Below are 18,148 nucleotides of genomic sequence, written 5' to 3' on the forward strand. Positions count from 1 at the left end.
TCAACGCGGGGCGGCCCACGCCGGCGCACCGCCCGATCGCGCCCTCGTAGAATCGGCGTCACTGTGTCTGAGTTCCGAGATCCCGACCCCAGCTCCGAGGCCCCGCGCCACTTCATCCGCGCCAAGAGCGAGCCGCGCTTCCCGGGCGGACCCGCCGCCGATCCGGCCGGTTCGCACCACGAGCGTCGTATTCGCAGCTTCCAGCCGCGGCGCAGCCGGGTCACCGCCGGGCAGGAGGAGGCGTTGCAGCGGCTGTGGCCGCTGTGGGGCCTGGACATCGACGGACACCGGGTGCTGGACCTCGAGAAGATGTTCGGCGGGCTTCCCGTCGTCCTGGAGATCGGCTTCGGCATGGGGGAGGCGACCGCCCAGATGGCCGCCGACGACCTGGGGACCGGGATCCTCGCCGTCGACGTCCACACCCCCGGCCAGGGCAACCTGCTCGCTCTCGCGGAACGGAACGGCCTCTCCAACATCCGGGTGGCCAACGGCGACGCGATCATCCTGCTGCGGGAGATGCTGCCGCCCCGCTCGCTCCACGGCATGCGGGTCTACTTCCCCGACCCGTGGCCGAAGAAGCGGCACCACAAGCGCCGGCTGATCCAGCCGGACTTCCTCACCCTCGCCGCCGGGCCGCTCGCTCCGGGCGCGATCCTGCACTGCGCGACCGACTGGGAGCCGTACGCCGAGCAGATGCTCGAGGTGCTGTCGGCGCATCCGGATTTCGAGAACACACAGGAGGACGGCGGCTTCGCGCCGCGACCCGCGTTCCGTCCCCTGACCCGCTTCGAGGGCCAGGGCCTGGACAAGGGCCACAAGGTCCGCGATCTGCTGTTCCGCCGGGTCACGCCAGAGGCCTGAACTGTTCGGCGGTGCCCGCGCCGGGTGACGCGCCGTCGCCGCTTGTCGGTGCTCCTGGTTAGGGTCGACGGGTGTCCGACTCCGCGCAGCAACCACCGGAGCACCGTCCGCAGCGCCCGGCGGTGCCCCCGCACCCCGTGTTGCCCGCGCGTGAGCAGGAGCATGTCGACGCGCTGCTGACCGAGGTGCCCGTGCCCGCGCGCCTGCGCTACCGGCCGCGGGCGGCGTCGCGGATCTGGCGCAGCCGGGCGTTCCGCGCCGGTGCGGTGATCACCCTGCTCGCCCTGTGCGCTCTGGTGATCCTGGTGCTCGTGCGCGAGCAGACCGGCACCCACGGCTTCCTGGTCGGTCTCGGTCTCGCGACCCTGCCGGTCCCGCTGCTGCTGGCGGCGTTCCGCTGGCTCGACCGGGTGGAGCCCGGCCCGTGGCGGAATCTTCTCTTCGCCTTCGCCTGGGGCGCGTTCGCCGCCGCGCTGGTCGCGATCGTCGCGAACACCTTCGCGACCCGCTGGATAGCGACGGCGACCGCCGACCCGGCGTCGGCCGACACCCTCGGCGCGACGGTGATAGCGCCGGTCGTCGAGGAGAGCGCGAAGGCCGCCGCGATCCTGCTGCTCTTCGTCTTCCGCAGACGGGACTTCACCGGGATCGTGGACGGCGTGGTGGTCGCCGGCTTCACCGCCACCGGCTTCGCCTTCACGGAGAACATCCTCTATCTGGGCAGCGCCTTCGACGAGGACCAGGCGATAGGCGCCTCCGGCTTCGCCTCCGTGACCGCCGCGACGTTCTTCGTACGCATCGTGATGTCGCCCTTCGCGCATCCGCTCTTCACCGTGCTCACCGGCCTCGGCTTCGGTCTCGCCGCGCTCGGCGCGCGCCGGCGGCCGCGGTTGCGGCGCATCGCGCTGCCGCTGCTGGGCCTGGCGCTCGCGATGGGGATGCACGCCCTGTGGAACGGCTCGGCGTCGATGCTCGGACCGTGGGGCTTCTACGCCGTGTACGGGGCGTTCATGGTGCCGGTGTTCGCGCTGCTCACCTGGCTGGCGATATGGACCCGCCAGCGTGAGCTGCGCACGATCTCGGAGGAGCTTCCGGCGTACGCCGCGGCCGGCTGGATGTCCGCGGCCGAGCCCCGCGCCCTGTCGTCGATGCGGGCCCGCACCGTGGCCAGGGACTTCGCCCGGCGCGCGTACGGCCCGGCGGCCGGGCACGCCGTGTCGGAGTACGAGGCGTTCGCGACGACGCTCGCCTTCCTGCGTCACCGGGCCCACCGGGGCGCGGCCGGCCCGGATTTCGTGGAGCGCGAGCAGGAGTTGCTGCACCACCTGTGGCAGCGCAGGGAGGTGGCGGGCCCTTCGCTGGCGTACGCCGCCCAGGCGACGGCCCGGACGCCGCTGCCGCCGCCGCACCGCGACTACAGCGGCTACAACCCCTACCGCTATTGAGCTTGCGCCGGTGCGGTCTCAGGCGGACGCGTCGGTCAGCTCGGCCAGCTCGCCGTCCGTCAGGGCCAGGTCCGTCGCCGCCACCAGGGCCGGCACCTGCTCGACCGTGCGGGCCGACGCGATCGGCGCGGCCACGGTCGGCTGCGCGGCCAGCCACGCCAGTGCAACGGTCGCGATCTCCACGCCACGGGCCTGCGCGATCCTGTCGAGCACGTCGAGGACCCTCAGCCCCCGCTCCGACTCGAGGTGCTTGGAGGCGCCCTGGGCCCTGGCGCTGTCCACCGTGGTGCCGGGCCGGTACTTGCCGGTGAGGAAGCCCGACGCGAGCGCGTAATAGGGGACGGCGGCGAGGCCGGCGCGGGCGGCGGCGTCCTGCAGTTCCCCCTCGTAGGTGCGGCGTGAGACCAGGTTGTAGTGGGGCTGCAGCACCGCATAGCGGGCTAGGCCCTCCCGCTCGGAGAAGTCCAGGGACGCCCGGAGCCGTTCGGCGCTGATGTTGGAGGCGGCGATCGCGCGCACCTTGCCGTCCTTCACCAGCTGGTCGAGGGCGGTGATGATCTCCTCGACGGGCACGGACGGGTCGTCGAAGTGGGTGTAGTAGAGGTCGATGTGGTCGGTGCCCAGCCGGGTGAGCGACTCCTCCGCGGCCGCCTTGATCGTGGCCGCGGAGAGGCCCTTGTGGCGGGGGTGGGCGCCGACCTTGGTGGCGATGACGACTTCGGAGCGGTTGCCGCGGGCCGCGAGCCACTTGCCGATGAGGGTCTCCGACTCGCCGCCCTCGTTCCCCGGGGCCCACGAGGAGTAGCTGTCGGCGGTGTCGACGAAGTTGCCGCCTGCGGCGGTGTACGCGTCGAGGACCGCGAAGGTCCTCGCCTCGTCGGCCGTCCAGCCGAAGACGTTGCCGCCGAGAGCAAGCGGGGAGACGGTCAGGCCGGAGGAACCGAGGGGGCGCAGAGAGGTCATGCGCTGATCAACGGCCGTGCCCGTAGCGGCTATTCCGGCAGCCCTGGCGTCGGGGGGGGTGCGCCAGGACTGCCGGAGACATGGATGTGCCCGGCACGGGACTTACCGCGACCCGTACCGGGCAGGGATCAGATCGTGAGGCCCTTGTCGCGCAGCCACGCCATCGGGTCGATGCCCGCGCCGCCGGCGGTGTGCACCTCGAGGTGCAGGTGCGGACCGGTGACATTGCCGGTCGCGCCGACGCGCCCGATCGTCTCGCCGGTGGACACCTGCTGGCCCGCGCTCGCCGTCATGGAGGAGAGGTGGGCATACAGGACCTCGGTGCCGTCCTCGAGTTCGAGGACGATGCGGTAGCCGTAGGAGCCGGACCAGCCGGCGGACTTGACCGTGCCGCCGTGCACCGCCTTGACCGGGGTCCCGGTCGGTGCCGCGAAGTCCAGGCCGGTGTGCTGGCCGGAGGACCACATCGCGCCGGACTCACCGTAGGTGGAGGTGATCGTGTAGGAGGAGGTCGGAAGGGAGAAGCTGCGGGCGAGCTCGGCGAGACGCGCGGCCTCTGCCGCCGCACGCGCGGCCTCCTCCGCCTTGCGCTTCTCCTCGGCGGCCTTGGCCTCGGCCGCGCTCTGCTGCTTCTCGGCTGCGGCCGCCGCCTGCTCGGCGGCGAGCGCCTCCGCGGCCGCCTTCGCCTCGGCGTCGGCCTCTGCCTGCTGCTGCTCGGCCTGCTGGAGGATCCGGGCGCGCAGGGCCTCGCCGGAGCCGGCGGCCTGAGCCTGGCCGGCGCCGGTGTCGGCGACCGTGGTCGCGGCGGTGAGCGGCGCGGCGTGGACATCGCCGTCGGAGTCGTCCGAGTCGGAGATCAGGGATCCCACGCCGGGAAGCGACTTCGCGTCGGGAAGCTTGTCCGCGATGGAATCGGGAAGGGAGATGGAGACCGCCGGCTTGTCCTGCGCGGTGGCTATGCCACCCGCGCCGACCGCGGCGATGACGCCGACTCCGAGCACCGTGGAGCTGCGGGCGATTCCGCCGCGCTGCTTGATGACACGGTGCCGGCCGCGCACGGGGCGGACGGAGTCCTCTGTGGGATTCCACTCCTCCCAGGTCCGCTCGGGGGCGTCGGTACTGAAACGTTCGGACGCGAAGCGGGCCTCGGGGGCAGGCATGTTGGACGCCACGAAGGCGTACTCCTTTCCTTCCTTCTCGCCTACCGGGTTAGCTGACGGGTTCGGAGCAGGAAGGTCTCCTACGGGCGCCCTCGACCGCGGACTGAGCGGCAAAGGGTGACCGATTCACCCCAATTAGTGGTTCCCCGGTTCCCTTGCGGGATTCGGCACGTGCGCACGGCGCCGCCTCTGCGACGGCTGGGACGACCGCACTGCGTTATCGAACGTTAATAGACGCCGGGGCCGGATTCCAAGCTGTTCCGGGTGATCATTAACGACTTCACCCGGGACTTACTCGGACAGAACCTGCCGGAACCGGGCGAGTTGATCAAACATCAGAGGCGGTCCCGGTTCTGATGGCATATCAAATGTTATGCGGACGGCTCCCCTTCGACTACGGAGCGTGCGCACCACCCGTATCAGGGGCGTTATGTCACGCAGGCCTGCCGCGACCGTCGGGCTCCGGCGGAACCACCGGCACCGTCCTGCGCCGTTCCGGCTGCCCTTCCGCCGGCCTGCCGACCGCCAGCAGTGCCATGTCGTCGCTCGATCCGCCGCCGGTGTACCGCCGTACGTCGTCGACGAGCGCGTCCAGCAGCTCCGCAGGCCCCGGGAAGAGACGCCCCGCGAGCCGTTCCACCGGGTCGTAGAAGACGCCGCGAGCGTCCCGCGCCTCCGTCACCCCGTCCGTGTAGAGCAGCAGCGTCGCCCCGTCGGGCAGCGGGTACTCGTCCGCCCGGTCCGGCCACGCCGCCAGATCACCCATACCCAGCGGCAGCGCGGCCTGCGCCGGCACCAGGACGTCCAGAGCCCCGTCGGCGTGCAGCACCAAGGGCTCGGGATGCCCCCGGTTCACGAGTCGCACCAGGGGCCGGCCGCGCGGGATCTCGCCCAGTACGGCGGTGGTGAACCCCTCCATGGCGTCCAGCCCCTCACGCCTGGTGCCCTCGCGCTTGAGCGCCCGCTCCAACCGCTGGGCCACGCCCTCCAGCGAGCGCTCCTGCTCCGCAGCCTCGCGGAAGGCGCCGATGAGCACGGCCACGGTCCCCACCGCCCCCAGCCCTTTGCCCCGTACATCGCCGACGAGGAGGCGCACGCCGTGAGGGGTGTCCTGCACCGCGAAGAGGTCGCCGCCGATGAACGCGCCCGCCTGCGCCGCCTCATAGCGGGCGGCGATGTGCAGACCGCCGATCCGGTCGGCCGGCGCGGGCAGGACGGCCCGCTGCGCGGTCTCGGCGATCACCCGGGCCGAGGCGAGCCGCTCACCGCTGCGCCGCACGAGGATGTTGATGAACAGCGCGAGTGCGACGACGGTGACCACCGTGGTCGTCTCGGTGAGGACCGTGATCTGCCAGAAGCTTCTGTTGACGGCGTGGAGGACGCTCAGCGCCAGAACCGCGGCGATCCCGGTCAGCAGGGTCGCCATCCATGACAGGACAGGCGCCGCGACGAGCGGGGCGGCTGCATAAAGAGGTACGGCGGTGAACCGGGGCGGGGTCAGCATGTCGAAGACCACCCCGCCGACGATCATCGCCATGGGCAACACGCGGACGAACCACGGGGTTCTTCTGGCGCCGCCCTGATCTCGCCACTCCTGGCCCAAAGGTGGTCTCCTGCCGGTCCTACCGGGTCCGCTGACGGCTGCGGACAGTACCGCGCCCCCATCAGGCTGAAGGCCGACGCGCCGCGGGGCGACTTCCGGTCGCCCGACCGGGCGACGATCGGGACGCTCGGAAAAAGCCACCGGCCCGGTGGTCGATCTTCTCGATCGACCACCGGGCCGGTGTCATCAGTAGCGGGGACAGGATTTGAACCTGCGACCTCTGGGTTATGAGCCCAGCGAGCTACCGAGCTGCTCCACCCCGCGTCGGTGAACACAACCTTACGCCATGCAGAGCAAGATCCGTACCAATTACGAGCAGCGCCGGGAGAAGGCCGGAAAATCGTCGCCGGCTACTCCTGACCGAGCCAGAGATCGGGCCCGAACACCTCGTAGTGCACGGCCGCGGCGGGAACGCCCCGGCGCAGCAGCTCACCCCGTACGGAGCGCATGAACGGCAACGGGCCGCACAGATAGGCCGTGAGCCCCTCGGGGAGGTCCAGTGCGCCGATGTCGGCCGGCCCGGCCGCCGCACCGGCGTCGCCGCCGGCCTCGTACCAGAGGTGGAGGGACGCCGAAGGGTGGGCGTCGACGAGACGGCGCAACTCCTCGCGGTGGGCGTGGTCCGCCGCGCTGCGGTCGGCGTGCACGACGATGACCCGGCGGTCGGAACCGGTGGCGGCGAGGTGATCGAGCATGGCGAGCATCGGCGTGCTGCCGATGCCGGCGGACGCCAGCAGCAGCGGGCCCTCGTCCTCGCCCAGCACCAGATCGCCGAAGGGCAAGGAGACGGTCAGCAGATCCCCGGCCCGCGCGGTCTCGTGGAGCCACGAGGAGACCTCACCCTGTGGACCGGCAGCGCCCCGCACCCGCTTGACGGTGATGCGCCACTGCGAGCCACCGGGGGCCGCGGAGAGGCTGTACTGGCGTATCTGCCGTGCGCCGTCAGGTAGTTCGGCCTGGACACTGACGTACTGCCCGGGCCTGAAGGCGCCGGCGGGAGATCCGTCGGCCGGCCGAAGGAGGAACGAGACCACGTCAGGCGTCTGTTCGCGCCGCTCGACGATCTCCATGCTGCGCCACACCTCACCGTCGGCGGCGCCGGCCTCCTTGTAGAGACGTGATTCCGCGGCGATCAAGGCGTTCGCCATCAGCCAGTAGACCTCGTCCCAGGCGGCGGCGACCTCGGCGGTGACAGCGTCGCCCAGCACCTCCGCGATCGCCGCGAACAGGTGCTCGTGCACGAGCTTGTACTGGCCGGAGGTGACACCCAAGGAGGCGTGCTTGTTGGCGATCCGCGCCAGCATCGCGTCCGGCCGCTCGTCGGGCCGCTCGAGCAGCATGCCCGCGAAGGCGGCTATCGAGCCGGCCAGCGCCTGCCGCTGCTCCCCGTTGGCCTGGTTGCCCCGGTTGAAGAAGTCCCGCAGCAGCTCGGGCCGGTCGTCGAACAGCTTGCGGTAGAAGAGCTCGGTGATGTCGCCGATAGCGGCTCCGACGACGGGAAGGGTGGCCCGGACGACCGGGACGGACTGCTCGGAGAGCACGACTACTCCTTAATTGGCATGTCATTTACGCATTCAAAGCCGTCGTTGTGAAACCCCTGAGGGCACGGCTTCAGCTTGGTGTCATCCGGTGCGGCGACCTGAGAGCCCGACCAGGACCGGCCCGGCCGGGGAAGCCACCAGATCGGCCACCGTCAGCGGATCCAGGGCTGCATGGAACGCCTCCTGCGCGTCGCGCAGCGCCCGCCGCAGCCGGCAGGCCCCGCGCAGGGGGCACGGCGCATCGCCCTCGCAGGCGACCACTTCACCCTCCCCCTCCAGCTCCCGCACCAGCCATCCGACAGAGGCCCGCCGACCGAGCGCGGTCAGCTCGAGCCCTCCACCCCGTCCGCGCCGGGCCTCCAGGACGCCGAGACGCTGGAGCCGGGCGATCGCCTTGGCCATGTGCGCGTAAGGAACGTTCATCTCCTCCGCCACCGCGCGGGTGGTCAGAGGCCCGCCCTGCTCGGAGACCGCGAGACGCATGACGGCGCGGAGCGCCAGATCGGTGAACTTGGTCAGTCGCACGAGGCGACGCTAGCAAACACGCATCTGAGAGTCGCATTTGGGGTCCGCCTCACCGCGCCGCCCCGGATCCGCATGCCCCTACCTGCCGCCGCGCGGCGGAAGGAGGGCCGAAGCCGTGGCGCCGAAGCGCAGCACCGAGCCGGGCACGCCGATGCCATCCGCCTGACACCAGGGGGCGACGGCGCGATTATGGGAACCCAAGGCGGCCTCTGAAAGGTACTTTCGTGACGAACGGGAACAGCGACGCCGACTACGAGGGCATACGCCCCGCCCGCAGGGATCAGGCTGAGGCCTTCGACGCCATCGGCGACAGCTACGACGACGCCTTCCCGCACAAGGAGGGCCAGATCTCCGCCGGCGAATGGCTGGTCGAGGCGCTGGCCCCCGGGGCACGGGTGCTGGATCTGGGCTGCGGCACCGGAGTGCCGACCGCGCGGCGGCTGACGGACGCCGGATTCGGGGTGGTGGGCGTCGACCTGTCGAAGGAGATGGTGCGCCTCGCCCGGGCGAACGTGCCGAAAGGGGTGTTCCACAGACTCGACGTCGCGGACCTCCGGCCGGGCGGCCCCGCGGATCTGGGCCGCTTCGACGCGGTCACGGCCTTCTTCTCCCTGCTCATGCTGCCCCGCGAGGAGATCCCCGAGGCCCTGCGCACCGTCCACCACCTGCTGGCCCCCGGCGGCCTGTTCGTGCTCTCGATGGTGGAGGCGGACATGGACAACCGCGCGATCCCGTTCCTCGGAAAGAGCATCCGGGTGTCCGGCTACCTCCGCGAGGAACTGCACAAGGTCGTCGAGCAGGACTTCGAGATCCTCGAGGAGTCCTCGTACACCTACGCACCGGCGATCAGCGACGTGCCGCCCGAGGAACAGGTCTTCCTCTGCTGCCGGCGACGCGACCGAGCGTCCTCAGGTGTGCGCCGCTACTTCAGCGACTGACCGCCGGGGTCCTCATTCGCGGTGTCCTGCCGCGGAACCGTGTACTCGTGCCCGCACTTGCCGCAGAGGTACCGCTTCGCCCCGAGCTCCTCGTCTCCCGTCCTGGTGATGTCGTGCTGGATCCCGGTCGTGTGGTCGCAGTCGTCTTCGAGTGCCATGGGTACACCTCCTGTCTCCAGTGTGCGCGGGTTCCCGGGGTACCGGCGTCCTGGCCGGCCAGTGGGGCCGGACAACCGCCGAAGCCGGCCGGAGACAAGATCAGCCCCAGGCCAGAACCTTCCTGACCTGGGGCTGAGTGGTAGGCCGTGTGGGACTCGAACCCACAACCAACGGATTAAAAGTCCGCTGCTCTGCCAATTGAGCTAACGGCCCTCGACGCAACACCCCTGAGCATAGCGGGAGAGATCCCCGGAGCCGATCGGGTATCTCCGCTCCCCCGCACGAGTCGCCGGCGAAGGAGCGTGAACCCGCTCGGGCACGACCCGCTCGCAGGCGCATTCCGGGCGCCGGTACAGGAACGCACCCGCACGGAAAGCGGCGCCGTACACGAAGAAGCAGGGCCCGTACCGCACCGAAGTGCCGTACGGGCCCTGCTCAATCGGTCCTCACACGAGGTCAGCCGTTGCGCTTCCAGCGCGGCTTGTCGTCGCGGCGGCCGCCACCGAAGGAGCCGGAGCTCGAACCGGCGCCACCGCGGTGGTCGTCACGGCGGCCGTACGGGCGGTCGCCGGCGCCGGGACGGAAGCCGCTCGAGGGGCGGTCGTCGCGGCGGTCACGGTTGAACGGACGGTCGCTGCCACGGTGACCGGCGGGGCGGTCGTCACGGCGGAAGCCGCCACGGTCGCCACTGCGGTCGTCACGACGGAAGCCACCACGGTCACCGTCACGGCGCTCGAAGGAACGGCCGCCACGGTCGTCGTCGCGACGGAAGCCACCACGGTCGCCACCGCGGTCGTCACGACGCTCGAAGGAACGGCCGCCACGGTCGCCACCGCGGTCGTCGCGACGGAAGCCGCCACGGTCACCACCGCGGTCGTCACGGCGGAAACCACCACGGTCACCACCGCGGTCGTCACGACGCTCGAAGGAACGGCCGCCACGGTCGCCACCGCGGTCGTCGCGACGGAAGCCGCCACGGTCACCACCGCGGTCGTCACGGCGGAAACCACCGCGGTCGTCACGGCGGAAGTTGCCACGCTCGTCACGACGGTCGGACGAGGGACGCTCGTCACGGTCGCGCACCGGCTCGGCCTGCTCCGGCACCGCGGCGATCTCGGCCACCGCGGCCTCGGTCACCTCGGCGACGGCGGCCTCCGGGTCCTCACCGCGCTCACGGGCGGCGCGGGCGACCAGACGGTCGGCCTCCTCGCGCAGCTCGGTCGCGCGACGCTGGACGCGCTCGAGCTGGCGGGTCAGCTCGACGACCTCGCGCTCGGCCTGCTTGGCGGCGTTGTTCGCCGAGTCGGCCTGGACCTCGGTCAGCGAGCGGGCGCCGGTGATCTCGGCGACCTCCGGGTCGAATGCGCCCGCTCCGCCGACGATGTGACGCGAGGCGTCGACGCCCGCGTCCTCCATCAGCCGGAAGATCTGGCGGCGCTGGTGCGGCAGCGACAGCGAGACCACGACACCGGACTTGCCGGCCCGGGCCGTACGGCCGGAGCGGTGCAGGTAGTCCTTGTGGTCACCGGCCGGGTCCACGTTCAGGACCAGGTCGATGCCGTCGACGTGGATGCCGCGGGCGGCGACGTCGGTCGCGACGAGCGCGTTGACGTAGCCCTCCTTGAAGTCGGCCAGCGTGCGGGTACGGGCGCCCTGGGTCATGCCGCCGTGCAGCGCGTCCGCCTTCACGCCCGACTCGCGCAGCTGCTCCGCGATGCGGTCGGCGCCGAGCTGGGTGCGGACGAAGATGATCGTGCGGCCCTTGCGGGCGGCGATGGCGGCCGTGACCGGCGCCTTGTCCTTGGGCTTCACGACGAGCACGTGGTGGCTCATGGTCGTGACGTTGCCCTGGGCGCTGTCGACCTCGTGCGTGACCGGGTCGGTCAGGTAGCGCTTGACCAGCGTGCTGATCTCGTTCTCCATGGTGGCGGAGAAGAGCATGCGCTGACCGCCGGCCGGGATCTGGTCGAGCAGCTCGGTGACCTCGGGCAGGAAGCCCAGGTCGGACATCTGGTCGGCCTCGTCGAGGACGGCGACCTGGACGTTCTCCAGGGAGCAGGCGCCGCGGTTGATGATGTCGCGCAGGCGGCCCGGGGTGGCGACGAGGACGTCGACACCGCGCTCGAGGGCGTAGATCTGGTTGCCCATGGAGGTACCGCCGCAGACGACCTTCATCTTGAGGCCCAGCACGTCGCCGTAGGGCTGCAGCGCGTCCGCGACCTGCATCGCGAGCTCACGGGTCGGGGTGAGGATGATCGCGCGGGGCTTCTTCTTCTCGGTGTGGCCGCCGGCCAGCGTGGCCAGGGTCGGCAGACCGAAGGAGAGGGTCTTGCCGGAGCCGGTGCGGCCACGGCCGAGGATGTCCTTGCCGGCCAGGGCGTCCGGGATGGTCGCGGCCTGGATCGGGAAGGGCGTGGTCACGCCGTTCTGGGCGAGCTTGCGTACGACGCCCTCGGGCAGGCCGAGCTCCGCGAACGTGGTCTGCGGCTCCTCGGAAGCCTCCACGGCCTCCGCGACAACCGTCTCGACAATCTCGTCGTTCTCGGGCATGACGGCGTGATCAGTGCTGAAATTGGACATGCGAAATGCGAAACCTTCCGGAGTCTCGGCACGCGCCCAAACTCCGTGAATTCGCAATTCGACCGCCTCGATGCGGTCAGCCACGGCTAGGGAGAGTACGCGCCACGCGGCGCTCTTCTGTTTCGGCGCCGGGCAATGGGATCAAACGATCTACCACCATACGCACCCTCCCCCACCGAAGGCAAACCGCTGCCGAGTGACGCCCGGCACACCGCCCTAGGCGGCGGACGGGCCGGCCCCGTCGCTTCGGCCCGGGCCGTCCGGGCGCGACTGCGGTGACGCCGAGGGCTCCACGTCCGCGTCGGCCCGCACCACCCGCATCGCGCCCGCGTGCACCTCGGGCGCGGAGGAGGCACTCGGGGGGTCGGACGGCTGCGGTGGTGACGGGGGAGGGCTCTCCACCGGCGGCTCCGGCGACTCCTCCGCCGGCGGCATCGACGGCTGCGGCGCGGAGGCGGTCGGCCCGGCACCCCCGGGGGGCGCCGGCGGCTTCGGCCCCGAGGGCGGCGGGGCGGCCTCGGAGGGCCTGGCACCGGCGGACGCCGGACCGCTCGGGGCGGGCGAAGGGCTCCCGTCGTTCCCGTCGGGATCCCGGGAGGCGTCCCCGCCGCCTCCCGCCTGCCGCCCGTGTCCGCCCGGGAGCACACGTCCGCCGTCCGGTTCCGCCCCCGTCCCGCGCCGCTCCGCGGACGAGCCGGGGGCGGGCTTCGTCCCGCCGTCGTCGCTCACGCTCATACAGCCTGCCGAGGCCAGGACCGCCATGGAGGCGGCGATCCAGACGGCCGTACGGCCGGGGGCTGACAACTGGCGCACGAGGGCACCTCCGGGGCAGGGGACACGGGTTTCCCTGACCAACTCCCGTCACCCCGCAAGGGACACGCCCGGGATCCCGCCACGGCGCGGGCCGGCGCGGCGGGTCACGCCGTGAGGGCGCGCCCCAACTCCAGCCCCAGGAACACCGATCCGAGCCCGACCAGCACCGAGGCGGCCACGTTCGCCACGGCCAGGAACCGCTGTCCCCGCTCGGCCAGCCGCAGCGTCTCGTACGAGAACGTGGAATAGGTCGTCAACGCCCCGCACAGGCCCGTACCGAGCAGCGCGTACGCCGGCGAGGACACCGACGCCCCCGCCACGGCGCCGAGCATCAGACTTCCCGCGGCGTTCACCGCGAACGTCCCCCACGGGAACACCGAGTCGTGGCGGGCCTGCACCGCACGGTCCGTCAGGTACCGCAGCGGCGCGCCGACCGCGGCACCCACGACCACCAGCAGCCAGTTCACGGCGCCGCCGTCCGGTTCAGCGCCGCCCGCGTCGCCGAGGCCCCGAGCCACACCGCACCCATCGCCCCGGCGAGCGTGCCGACCGCGTACGCGAGCGCGACGCCGGTCTCTTCGCGCTCCAACAGGCCCGAGAGGTCCAGGGCGTACGTGGAGAACGTGGTGAACCCGCCGAGCACACCGACCCCGAGGAAGGGCCGCACCAGCGCGGGCGCCGTTCTGCCTCCCTCGCCGACGAGCGCCATGAGCACCCCGATCAGGGCGCAGCCGGTCACGTTGACCCAGAAGACGGCCCACGGGAACGTGCCTTCGGGCGTCGGCCACAGCAAGGTCGTGCCGTGGCGCGCGCAGGCACCGACCACGCCGCCCGCCGAAATCGCGGCGAGCACCGACCACTTGCGCCCACCGGCGGTCTCGGCCCGGTGGGCGGGAACGTGGAGGTCGACGTCCGGGTCGATGGCCTCCGCGTCGCCGGCTGCGTCGGCGCCGGAGATCACCCGTACCCCAGCTCGTGCAGGCGCTCGTCGTCGATCCCGAAGTGGTGCGCGATCTCGTGCACCACGGTGATCTCCGTCTCCGCGACGACGTCCTCGCGGGACTCGCACATCCGCAGCGTCGGCCCCCGGTAGATGGTGATGCGGTCGGGCAGCACGCCCGCGTACCACTCCCCGCGATCGGTCAGCGGAGTCCCCTCGTAGAGGCCGAGCAGGTCGGGGTCGTCCGGGGCGGGCTCGTCCTCCACGAACACGGCGACGTTGTCCATCAGCCGCGTCAGTTCGGGCGGGATCCTGTCCAGGGCCTCGGAGACCAGTTCCTCGAACTCCTCGCGCGTCATCTCCAGCACCCGGCCATTGTCACGTACGCCGTGCGAGTGGTCGCCCCGGCATGGCCGCCCGCCGGTGTGGGCATACGGGACCAATGGCCCGCCAAGCCCAGGAACCGCACCGCTCGCCCACGTCGTTCCCGCCGATCCCGGCCGCACTGAGCCGGCTCCTGCACCGCCTGCACAAACGCGGCGCGCCCGCCGGACCGGCCCCCGCCCCCGCGCTCGACCCGGCCCCCCGGCCATGGCTCAGGGCGCTGGGAGTCACCGGCGTCGTCCTGATCGGCGCCTGGCTGGGGCTGCTGATCGTCGGGAACGTCCGTACGCCGGTCGGCCCCATGGACACGACGATGACGCTGCGGCCTTCCCTGAACGGCGGAACGAAGATCAACGTTTCTCCGCTGGGCGCGCTGGAGCTCGACTCGCACACCGCACCGGTGCGTCTCGACGTCGACGTGGACCGGCTGGACCCGGCCCGCTCCCAGGCCCTGGTGGAACACCCGGAACTGATCTCCGGCCTCCAGGACGAGATCACCCGCGACGTCCAGGACGGCACGGCGGAGCTGGCGTTCCGGTCCTGCGTCGCCGTCGTCTCCGGAGCCACCGCGCTCGGCCTCGCCGTCTACCGCCGCCCGCGCCGGGCGCTGGCGGCGGGTGGCCTGGCGCTGGCCCTGCTGGCGGCGTCCGGCGTCAGCGCGTACGCCACCTGGAACCCGAAGTCCGTTCTCGAGCCCAAGTTCTCCGGCCTGCTGACGTCCGCGCCGTCCGTCGTCGGCAACGCCCGCTCGATCGTCACCGAATTCGGCATCTACCAGGAGGAGTTGGCCCGGCTCGTCACCAACGTCACCAAGCTGTACGAGGCGACCTCCACGCTCCCGGCCTACCAGCCCGACCCGGGCACGATGCGGGTGCTGCACGTCTCCGACATCCACCTCAACCCGGCGGCCTGGCACATCATCGCGTCGCTCGTCGAGCAGTACGAGATCGACGTGATCATCGACTCCGGCGACACGATGGACCACGGCTCCGCCGCCGAGAACGGCTTCCTCGACCCGATCTCCGACCTGGGCGCGCCGTACGTATGGGTGCGCGGCAACCATGACTCGCGCACCACCCAGGAGTACCTCTCCCGCCTCAAGAACGTGCATGTGCTCGACGACGGCAGGGCCGTGACCGTGGCCGGGCTGCGCATCGCCGGCAGCGGCGACCCCCAGTTCACCCCCGACCGGTCGGTGGTCGCGCAGGGCGACCCCGCCGAACGGATGACAGGCATCCGCCTCGCCTCCGCGCTGCGGGACCAGGAGGCCGCGGGCACGCCGGTCGACATCGCAGTCGCCCACAACCCGGTCGCCGCCCGTGAGACCGACGGAACGGTCCCGCTGGCGCTGGCCGGCCACATCCACAAGCGGCAGACCGAGCTCCTCAAGCACGGCACCCGGCTGAAGGTCGAGGGCTCCACGGGCGGGGGCGGTCTGCGCGCGGTCCAGAACGTGAAACCGGAGAAGGTGCGCGCCTCGGTCCTCTATCTGGACCGGACGACCCGCCGGATGCAGGCGTGGGACGAGATCACCCTGGGCGGTCTCGGACTGACGACGGCCGAGGTCACCCGCCACCTCGCCGAGGACCCGACGGCGAAGCCCTCGCCTTCGGGATCACCGTCCGGGACCCCCTCCGGCACGCCCTCCACCGCCACGCCGAGCCCCTCCCCGTAAACCGTTTTGGCGATAGCTCCCCGCATCCCATATGCTTCTCACGTCCCCGACGCGCTGAGAAGCGCCCAGGCGGGCCCTTAGCCCTCATCGTCTAGTGGCCCAGGACGCCGCCCTTTCAAGGCGGTAGCACGGGTTCGAATCCCGTTGGGGGCACGCTTTACCGTGTGCGAGACTTGGTCTCGCACATAGCTTGGTCCTGTGGAGCAGTTTGGAGTGCTCGCCACCCTGTCAAGGTGGAGGCCGCGGGTTCAAATCCCGTCAGGACCGCTGAAGCTCGAAAGAGCTTCGTGGCTGGGTAGCTCAGTTGGTACGAGCGATCGCCTGAAAAGCGATAGGTCGCCGGTTCGACCCCGGCCCCAGCCACAATCCAGACGGCCCCGGCTCTTCGAGTCGGGGCCGTCGTCGTGCTCAGGGAATGCCCGGAGACGTCGCATGCGCCGCAGGGCCCGCCCCGGCCGGGCGGGCCCCCGCACGTCAGGCGCGCTCGCGGTCACCACCAGGGCCAGCAGCGCCCAGTCGGGGATCGCCCCGCCGAGGCGCGACGCCCACTCCTCTACAGCGAACGAGTCGTCGACCGAGAGCAGTCCCGGCAGCGCCGTGGTGCCGTCGAAGACCAGGAACAGCGTCCCGAGCACGACGAAGAACAGTCCCGAGAGCAGCGACGTCGTGTGCAGCTCGAAGCGGCCCGCCCGCAGCGTCCGGCCGCGCAGCCACCGGCGGCGGCCCAGGTCGAACCGTTCCCACAGCAGGGCGAGGACGAAGAGCGGGACCGCCATGCCGAGGGCGTAGACCGCCAGGAGCAGACCGCCGTAGACCGGGCTGCCGCTGACCGCCGCCACCGTCAGCACGCTGCCCAGGATCGGCCCCGCGCAGAACCCCGCCAGGCCGTAGACCAGACCGAGCGCGTACACGGACGCCGCTGTCGTCGGGCGGATACGGCCGGACACCGAAGCGATATGGCGGGAGGCGAAACCCATGCCGAGGATCTGCGCGACACCCAGCGCGACGATCAGCCATCCGCCGGCCAGGACGAGCAGATCACGGTGGCCGTAGAACAGCCGTCCCGCGAAAGACCCCGCCGCGCCCAGCGGGACGAGGGTGGTGGCCAGGCCCGCGTAGAAGATTCCCGTGCGGGCCAGAAGCCGGCCGGCCGAGTCGACGGAGTAGGCGAAGAAGGCGGGCAGCAGCAGTGCGCTGCAGGGGCTGACCAGCGCCAGCAGACCGCCGAGGAAGGCGGCCAGGTAGCCGATGTCGCTCACCGGCCGTTCCCGTCCGCGGCCTGCTTCGCCGCCTCGATCGCCTCGGTGAACGTCGCCAACGGCTGGGCGCCCGCGACGGGCCGCCCGTTGATCAGGAAGGACGGGGTGGACGTCGCGCCCAGCCCGTACGCCTCCTCCTGGTCCTTCTTCACGGCCTGCCGAGCCGCCTCGCTGTCGAGGTCCCGTGCGAAGCGCCCGAGATCGGCGACTCCCGCCTCACGCGCCAGCGCGTCGAGCCTGTCCTTGCCGAAGCCTTTCTCCTTGGCCCCCTCCGCGTACGCGGCCGCGTGGAACTCCCAGAAACGGCCCTGCCGGCCCGCCGCCCAAGAGGCGCGTGCGGCGGCCTCCGACTCCTCGCCGAAGATCGGGAAGTTGCGCCACTCGATACGCAGGGTCCCGTCCTCGATGTACTTCTTGATCAGCTCGGGCTCGGTGTCGCGGGCGAACTGTCCGCAGTAGCCGCACTGGAAGTCCGCGTACTCGACCATGACGACGGGCGCGTCGGCGCGGCCCACCGCCAGCGGGTCCGCCGCTTCGCGGCGGGCGAGCTTCTCCAACTCGGGATGGACGCCGTCCCGCGGGTCGGCGGAGACATCGGCCACGGCGGAGGAACCGCCGGCCGGCGCGTCCGGCTTGGTGGCGGTGTACGACGCGAAGCCGAGCAGCAGGGCGGCTACGAGGACACCCGCGCCGATGGCGATGGGCTTACGGGAAGGGGAAGAAGGCATGGTGGTGCTCCAGGGCGAAGGTCCGGCGGACTGACGAGGAAGAGGTGCCGCCGGGCCTAGACGCGCAGGACGGAGAGAGCGACCGGGGTGGGGGGCGCCACCGGCGGTGGCGCGGGCAGCGGCGACTCGTCGAGGAAGGCACGGTCGGGCAGCAGCGCCCCGTGGCCGGCGGGACCGCCGGCCTGGTGGAGCGCGGGCAGCAGCTCGTACGGGGAACTGCCGCGCGGGGGCGTCCCGGGGTGGGCGTCCCTGTCGTCGTCGTTGGCGCCCTGCCCGCAGCCCGGGCGCTGCGCGGGAGCGGCCGCCGGCCCGGCCATGGCCGCGAGTGCGGTGTCCGGCCCCGCCATGGACCCGGGCGCCGTGACCGGCCCGGTGACGGAGACCGGTCCGGGGTCCGCCGCCGTCGCCGCGCCCATGCACCCGAGCAGCGCTCCCAGCAGGCCGAGCAGCAGGCTCGCGGACACCACGAGACGGTGCCTGCGGTCGCGGCCGATCAGCATGGACGCGCTGTCCTTTCGGGGTCGGCGGGGGCGGAGTCGCTCAATACTGCACCAGGCTGCGCGTGAAATGAGTT

General features: G+C 71.7%; 17 protein-coding genes, 5 tRNA genes, 1 pseudogene and 1 riboswitch. Of the genes and pseudogenes, 7 read left to right on the plus strand and 16 right to left on the minus strand.

Features of this window, described 5'->3' with window-relative positions; genetic code table 11:
- Positions 1-63: 63 nt before the first annotated feature.
- Positions 64-861, plus strand: coding sequence for a tRNA (guanosine(46)-N7)-methyltransferase TrmB (gene trmB, locus MDN94_RS06720; RefSeq protein WP_482725020.1), 798 nt, complete (start codon positions 64-66; stop codon positions 859-861).
- Between the two features lie 71 nt (positions 862-932).
- Positions 933-2,306 (plus strand): PrsW family intramembrane metalloprotease, encoded by a 1,374-nt coding sequence (locus tag MDN94_RS06725; RefSeq protein ID WP_482725021.1) that lies wholly within the window; start codon positions 933-935, stop codon positions 2,304-2,306.
- A gap of 18 nt (positions 2,307-2,324) precedes the next feature.
- Here the strand turns inward: MDN94_RS06725 and MDN94_RS06730 are convergent, their stop codons facing one another.
- The 6 genes from MDN94_RS06730 to MDN94_RS06755 form a co-directional block, all read right to left on the minus strand.
- Complete coding sequence (locus tag MDN94_RS06730) at positions 2,325-3,269, minus strand: aldo/keto reductase (RefSeq protein WP_482725022.1); 945 nt, start codon at positions 3,267-3,269, stop codon at positions 2,325-2,327.
- Positions 3,270-3,397: 128 nt separating this feature from the next.
- Positions 3,398-4,441 carry a M23 family metallopeptidase gene (locus MDN94_RS06735; protein WP_482725023.1) on the minus strand — a complete coding sequence of 348 codons (1,044 nt, stop codon included), beginning with the start codon at positions 4,439-4,441 and terminating at the stop codon, positions 3,398-3,400.
- 11 nt (positions 4,442-4,452) lie between these two features.
- Positions 4,453-4,609: riboswitch (cyclic di-AMP (ydaO/yuaA leader) on the minus strand.
- Positions 4,610-4,862: 253 nt separating this feature from the next.
- The gene (locus tag MDN94_RS06740; RefSeq protein ID WP_482725024.1) at positions 4,863-5,966 is read right to left on the minus strand and encodes a PP2C family protein-serine/threonine phosphatase; all 1,104 of its coding nucleotides are present in this window, start codon (positions 5,964-5,966) and stop codon (positions 4,863-4,865) included.
- 256 nt (positions 5,967-6,222) lie between these two features.
- Positions 6,223-6,296, minus strand: a tRNA-Met gene (locus tag MDN94_RS06745).
- Positions 6,297-6,382: 86 nt separating this feature from the next.
- Positions 6,383-7,573: a globin domain-containing protein gene (locus tag MDN94_RS06750; protein ID WP_482725025.1), complete on the minus strand. Its 1,191-nt coding sequence runs from the start codon at positions 7,571-7,573 to the stop codon at positions 6,383-6,385.
- 81 nt (positions 7,574-7,654) lie between these two features.
- Positions 7,655-8,098, minus strand: a complete 444-nt coding sequence (locus MDN94_RS06755) for an RrF2 family transcriptional regulator (RefSeq protein ID WP_441263194.1) — start codon at positions 8,096-8,098, stop codon at positions 7,655-7,657.
- 224 nt (positions 8,099-8,322) lie between these two features.
- Between MDN94_RS06755 and MDN94_RS06760 the strand changes: the two genes are divergently transcribed.
- On the plus strand, positions 8,323-9,036 hold the full coding sequence (locus MDN94_RS06760; protein ID WP_482725026.1) for a class I SAM-dependent DNA methyltransferase: 714 nt from the start codon (positions 8,323-8,325) through the stop codon (positions 9,034-9,036).
- On the opposite strand, the gene MDN94_RS06765 is transcribed toward MDN94_RS06760, so the two are convergent.
- The 7 genes from MDN94_RS06765 to MDN94_RS06795 all read right to left on the minus strand — a co-directional run bounded on the left by MDN94_RS06765 (position 9,021) and on the right by MDN94_RS06795 (position 13,896).
- Entirely contained in the window at positions 9,021-9,194 is a 174-nt protein-coding gene (locus MDN94_RS06765) for a hypothetical protein (RefSeq protein WP_441263196.1), read from the minus strand. The two genes, MDN94_RS06760 and MDN94_RS06765, sit on opposite strands and share 16 nt — an antisense overlap.
- Positions 9,195-9,332: 138 nt before the next feature.
- A tRNA-Lys gene (locus MDN94_RS06770) sits at positions 9,333-9,408 on the minus strand.
- A gap of 243 nt (positions 9,409-9,651) precedes the next feature.
- Positions 9,652-11,775, minus strand: coding sequence for a DEAD/DEAH box helicase (locus MDN94_RS06775; protein ID WP_482725027.1), 2,124 nt, complete (start codon positions 11,773-11,775; stop codon positions 9,652-9,654).
- Between the two features lie 216 nt (positions 11,776-11,991).
- On the minus strand, positions 11,992-12,588 hold the full coding sequence (locus MDN94_RS06780; protein ID WP_482725028.1) for a hypothetical protein: 597 nt from the start codon (positions 12,586-12,588) through the stop codon (positions 11,992-11,994).
- A 104-nt stretch (positions 12,589-12,692) separates the two neighbouring features.
- Positions 12,693-13,055 carry a fluoride efflux transporter CrcB gene (gene crcB, locus MDN94_RS06785; RefSeq protein WP_482725029.1) on the minus strand — a complete coding sequence of 121 codons (363 nt, stop codon included), beginning with the start codon at positions 13,053-13,055 and terminating at the stop codon, positions 12,693-12,695.
- On the minus strand, positions 13,052-13,549 hold the full coding sequence (locus tag MDN94_RS06790; RefSeq protein WP_482725030.1) for a fluoride efflux transporter FluC: 498 nt from the start codon (positions 13,547-13,549) through the stop codon (positions 13,052-13,054). Before MDN94_RS06790 ends, crcB begins: the two co-directional genes overlap by 4 nt.
- Positions 13,546-13,896, minus strand: a complete 351-nt coding sequence (locus tag MDN94_RS06795; RefSeq protein ID WP_482725031.1) for a metallopeptidase family protein — start codon at positions 13,894-13,896, stop codon at positions 13,546-13,548. The genes MDN94_RS06790 and MDN94_RS06795 overlap by 4 nt, the downstream gene beginning before the upstream one ends.
- A 74-nt stretch (positions 13,897-13,970) precedes the next feature.
- Here MDN94_RS06795 and MDN94_RS06800 point away from each other — a divergent pair, with 74 nt between their 5' ends.
- From MDN94_RS06800 to MDN94_RS06815, 4 genes are all read left to right on the plus strand, one after another.
- Positions 13,971-15,587, plus strand: a complete 1,617-nt coding sequence (locus MDN94_RS06800) for a metallophosphoesterase family protein (RefSeq protein ID WP_482725032.1) — start codon at positions 13,971-13,973, stop codon at positions 15,585-15,587.
- A gap of 80 nt (positions 15,588-15,667) precedes the next feature.
- A tRNA-Glu gene (locus MDN94_RS06805) sits at positions 15,668-15,740 on the plus strand.
- A 39-nt stretch (positions 15,741-15,779) separates the two neighbouring features.
- A tRNA-Asp gene (locus MDN94_RS06810) sits at positions 15,780-15,854 on the plus strand.
- Positions 15,855-15,876: 22 nt separating this feature from the next.
- Positions 15,877-15,950: transfer RNA gene (locus MDN94_RS06815), tRNA-Phe, on the plus strand.
- Between the two features lie 128 nt (positions 15,951-16,078).
- Here MDN94_RS06815 and MDN94_RS06820 read toward each other — a convergent pair.
- The 3 genes and pseudogenes from MDN94_RS06820 to MDN94_RS06830 all read right to left on the minus strand — a co-directional run.
- Positions 16,079-16,846, minus strand: a pseudogene (locus MDN94_RS06820) (cytochrome c biogenesis CcdA family protein); the annotation flags it as partial.
- Positions 16,843-17,574: a DsbA family protein gene (locus MDN94_RS06825; protein WP_482725033.1), complete on the minus strand. Its 732-nt coding sequence runs from the start codon at positions 17,572-17,574 to the stop codon at positions 16,843-16,845. The pseudogene MDN94_RS06820 and the gene MDN94_RS06825, both read right to left, overlap by 4 nt.
- Before the next feature lie 56 nt (positions 17,575-17,630).
- Positions 17,631-18,074 (minus strand): hypothetical protein, encoded by a 444-nt coding sequence (locus MDN94_RS06830; protein WP_482725034.1) that lies wholly within the window; start codon positions 18,072-18,074, stop codon positions 17,631-17,633.
- Between the last annotated feature and the right edge of the window lie 74 nt (positions 18,075-18,148).

Source organism: Streptomyces sp. WAC00040, assembly GCF_056835925.1.

Excerpts from the sequence above, each read along its gene's own strand:
- MDN94_RS06730 (WP_482725022.1), bottom strand. The coding sequence starts at position 3,269 with ATGACCTCTCTGCGCCCCCTCGGTTCCTCCGGCCTGACCGTCTCCCCG.
- MDN94_RS06740 (WP_482725024.1), bottom strand. The coding sequence starts at position 5,966 with ATGGCGATGATCGTCGGCGGGGTGGTCTTCGACATGCTGACCCCGCCC.
- MDN94_RS06765 (WP_441263196.1), bottom strand. The coding sequence starts at position 9,194 with ATGGCACTCGAAGACGACTGCGACCACACGACCGGGATCCAGCACGAC.
- MDN94_RS06775 (WP_482725027.1), bottom strand. The coding sequence starts at position 11,775 with ATGTCCAATTTCAGCACTGATCACGCCGTCATGCCCGAGAACGACGAG.
- MDN94_RS06800 (WP_482725032.1), top strand. The coding sequence starts at position 13,971 with ATGGCCCGCCAAGCCCAGGAACCGCACCGCTCGCCCACGTCGTTCCCG.
- MDN94_RS06825 (WP_482725033.1), bottom strand. The coding sequence starts at position 17,574 with ATGCCTTCTTCCCCTTCCCGTAAGCCCATCGCCATCGGCGCGGGTGTC.
- MDN94_RS06830 (WP_482725034.1), bottom strand. The coding sequence starts at position 18,074 with ATGCTGATCGGCCGCGACCGCAGGCACCGTCTCGTGGTGTCCGCGAGC.